A 4489-nucleotide genomic window follows, 5' to 3' on the forward strand; every position below is an offset into this window, starting at 1 on the left:
CCTGGCTCCAGCATTAAATATGCTGCCTAAAACGTTGCCCCATCAATAAAGAAGCGTCGTATGATAGAATGTGTTGCCCCCAGCTGTAGTACAATTATACTATATCTACTAAACCTATGATACTCCGACTATTCTCCCTTGCCTGTGGCACCTTCATTTTAGCATCCTGCTCAGAAAAGACAGCCACCGAAATAAATAGTCCCAATACTCACGATACGAGCGGTGGTATAATTCCCAATACGATCGTTGAACTACCTTCAAAAATCTCCTTCAACGAACATATCCAACCTATCCTCTCCGCCTCTTGCTACCACTGTCACGGACCAGACTCTGGAACACGCTACCCTCAAGACGAACCTCTCAGGCTCGATGCCGAAGAGGGTGTTTTCTCTGTCAGAAAAAATGGCAAACCAGTCATCATTAAAGGCGACCCAGATAATTCACTTTTATTACAGCTCATGGAGAGCAATGACCACGATATCGTCATGCCTCCCCATCCATCAAAGAGCCCGCACGGAAAAATTATGGACCCACAGGATATCGCCTTGGTCCGACAGTGGATCCAGGATGGCGCGGAGTATGAAGACCACTGGGCATATATTTCACCAAGTAAAGCTGAGCTACCAACCATCAACAATAGCGATTGGCCCCGTAACCCGATTGACTACTTCGTTGCCAAGAAACTCGAGAACGCAGGGCTTTCACCAAACACAGATCAAGACAAAACGCGGCTCTTGCGCCGACTAAGCCTTGACCTTACGGGCCTCCCTCCAACAGCCAAGGAGACTCAAAAGTTCATCACTGATATGCGAGATTTCGAGACTGTCTACGAAGAGAAAGTAGACGAACTCCTTACTTCTGATGCCTACGCCGAGCACTTCGCCCGCCACTGGCTAGATGTCGCTCGCTACGCTGACACCCACGGTATCCACATCGACAACTATCGCTCGATCTGGCCCTACCGTGACTGGGTCATCAACGCCTTTAACAGCAACATGCCTTTTGACCAATTCACCCGCGAACAAATTGCTGGCGACATGATGCCCAATGCCACGATGGAACAAAAAATAGCATCAGGCTTCCACCGTTGTCTACCGACTACAGGAGAGGGTGGTGCCATCGCTGAGGAATACGAAGCCATCTACGCTCAAGACCGGGTCGACACCACCTCATCAGCTTGGCTAGGACTAACTGCTGGTTGCGCAGCCTGCCACGACCACAAATTCGACGCCATTTCTACTAAAGAAAACTACCAGCTGACTGCCTTTTTCCGCAACACCACGATGTCAGCACTGGACCGTAACAGCGCCACTCACCCACCAAACCTTCTCATTCCCATACCCGAGGACGTGCGTCGCTACACAGCTATTGATAAAGAAATAGCCGAAGCTGACAAAGCAACTCAAGCCCACAAGAAGCAACACGAACCACAATTCCTGAGCTGGTTAAAATCCGACAAGGCGACTGACAGTTCAAATGTCGCCAAGAACTCCCGTCTAATCAAACTCCCCCTCACCGACAAGACAAAAGGGATTGCCGACTCTAAAGGCAAGAGCCACACCAGCAGATCACCACTTGAATGGGTTAGTAGCCCCGATGGTGAAGCCATCCTATTCAGCAAGCAAAATAACATAAACCTTGGAAACCTAGGAGACTTTGAGAATACTGACAAGTTCAGCTACGGCGCATGGATAAAAACTCCACACAATATCTCAGCTGGAGTAATCTCTAAAATCAATGTTGCTGACTCGCACCGAGGATACGATCTCTGGGTTGAAAACGGCAAACTCGCAGTTCACCTCATCCACGCTTGGCCACAAGACTATATCAAAGTCACCACTAAGAAAAAGGTCGCAAAAAATGAATGGCTTCACGCATTTGTCACCTACGATGGCTCGAAAAAAGCCAAAGGTGTGAAGATTTACATCAATGGCAAAGAACAAAAACTCGATATCAACGGCAATAAACTCACAGAGACAATCAAGAGCAAGGCTCCACTTTTGCTAGGCTCTCGTCAAGATGGCCAACACTTCAAAAACGGGCAGCTACATAGTTTCCAGCTCTTCAATAAAGCTCTCACTGTCGAAGAAATTGTTGCCATATCTATTAATGGGCGCATCAACAACCTGCGTAGATCATCCAAACAGACACCAAAACTCGTTGAGCAAATCCGCAGATACTACTTCACACACGTCGATAAAGACGCCAAGCAACTCAATGAGAGGTCTATTACTCTGAAGAATGAAAAAGCGGCAATAGAAAAACGCGGAACTTTCACTCTCGTAATGAAGGAGAAAGCCGACAAAAAACCCACTGCTCACGTTCTCATTCGTGGCCAATACGCAGTGAAAGACAAAGAAGTCTTAAAGCCTGGAGTGCCGGCGTCACTGCCACCGATGACTGACGACATGCCGAAAAACCGTCTTGGCCTAGCCATGTGGCTAACCGATCCAGCAAACCCACTACCAGCACGGGTCACAGTCAATCGCTATTGGTACTACCTCTTCGGCAACGGCATTGTTGAATCCACCAACGACTTCGGCGTCATGGGCTCCCGCCCGTCCCATCCAAAGCTGCTCGACTGGTTGGCTGCTGATTTCGTTGAAAACGAATGGGACTTCCACCACTTATTAAAAACAATCGTCACCTCATCTACTTATCGCCAAGCAGCCACCTTCACACACGAAAAGCTGGAGGCCGACCCACTCAACAAGCTACTCTCAAGAGGTCCACGCTATCGACTAGACGCAGAACAAATCCGCGACTTAGCACTGAGTTCTTCAGGATTACTCATCAACAAACTAGGAGGACCATCAGTCAAACCTTACCAGCCAAGCAAAATATGGGAATCAGTTGCGATGAAATCCTCCAATACAAAAAACTACAAACAGGACACTGGTGACAAACTCTACCGACGCTCACTTTACACCTTCTGGAAGCGTACAGCTCCAAATCCGTCTATGGAAATTCTCAATGCGCCATCACGTGGGATTTCCTGTGTGAGAAGAGAACGCACCAACACACCTCTACAAGCATTCGTAATCATGAATGACCCACAATTTGTGGAAAGCTCACGCCAACTAGCGGCCAATGCACTCGAAAACCACACCGACACACCTTCGCGGTTACAATTTATAGCCAAACAACTTCTCAACCGAGAACTCAACAACAAAGAAACCGTCATCGTGAGTAAGACACTCCATTTCACACATGACAAATTTAAGGCAGCCCCTGAAAAAGCAAAAGAACTCATAGCTTTTGGTGAGTCCAAAGCTCCCGATGATATTGATCCTTCCGAGCTCGCTAGCTGGACAATCATTGCCAACCAAATCCTCAACATGGACGAAACCCTCAACAAATAAGCACCCCATGAATTTCACAGATATACTAAAATCAGTAGACCTCCAGAACAAGACGCTCAGCCGTCGCCAGTTCTTCCGTCATAATGCCATGGGTCTCGGTGCCGCCGCTTTATCCTCCCTCCTCCCAAAAGAACTCATGGGAGCCATCGGCCAAACGACGGGCAATTCACACTTTGCTCCGAAAGCGAAACGCGTGATTTACATCTCACTCATCGGCGCTCCTTCTCAATTTGAGACATTCGACTACAAACCCAACCTCAAAAAAGAATTCAAAAAGGATATCAAAGAATTCCTCATGCAATCGGGCCAACGCCTTACTGGAATGACTGCCGGCCAAAGCAACTTTCCCGTCGCACCAGCATTCTGCGATTTTAAACAACACGGAGAATCCGGCACCTGGGTTTCCGACCTCCTACCTCACACCGCAAAAATGGTCGATGACATCTGCGTCATCAAATCAATGCACACCGACGCCATCAACCATGAGCCAGCCAACCAACTCATGTACACCGGCTCGATGCAAAATGGCAAAGCCTCCATGGGCTCTTGGCTGTCCTACGGCCTAGGCTCCCTAAACAACGACCTCCCCACCTTCTGCGTACTTCACGCTCAACACTCCAGCCCCTACTCGAACGTACAGGCCATTTCCTCGCGCCTCTGGGGCTCATCCTACCTACCGGGTAAGCATGCTGGCGTCAACCTTCGCTCACAAGGTGACCCCGTCCTTTTCCTCAAAGATGCGCCGGGCATCGACAGAGAAATACGTCGTTCAATGCTAGACGGGCTATCTAGTCTCAACCAACAAACCCTCGAAAACGTGGGCGACCCTGAGATTCAAACTCGCATCCAACAATACGAAATGGCCTACCGCATGCAAATGTCAGTCCCCGAACTTACCGACATGTCCGAAGAATCAGAGGACACTTACAAACTCTATGGACCCGACTCGAAAAAGCCAGGCACCTTCGCCTACACCGCATTGATGGCACGTCGTCTTGCTGAGCGAGGAGTCCGTTTCACCCAAATTTTCCACCGAGGCTGGGACGCCCACGGCAATCTACCACGTGATATGAAATCACAGTGTGGAGACATCGATCAAGGATGTTACGGCCTCATCCAAGACCTCA

2 protein-coding genes are annotated in these 4489 nt (G+C 48.9%); both read left to right on the forward strand.

Annotated features, from left to right (window positions below; all coding sequences use genetic code 11):
* Window positions 1-116 precede the first annotated feature (116 nt).
* A complete protein-coding gene (locus ABGY95_RS07930; protein WP_347441149.1) occupies window positions 117-3362 on the forward strand; it encodes a DUF1553 domain-containing protein in 3246 nt (1081 codons plus the stop codon).
* 7 nt (window positions 3363-3369) lie between these two features.
* Window positions 3370-4489 (forward strand): DUF1501 domain-containing protein (locus ABGY95_RS07935; RefSeq protein WP_347441150.1); only part of this gene is annotated, 1120 nt, incomplete at its 3' end.

This window comes from Rubritalea sp. (assembly GCF_039830215.1).
GTDB lineage: Bacteria > Verrucomicrobiota > Verrucomicrobiia > Verrucomicrobiales > Akkermansiaceae > Rubritalea.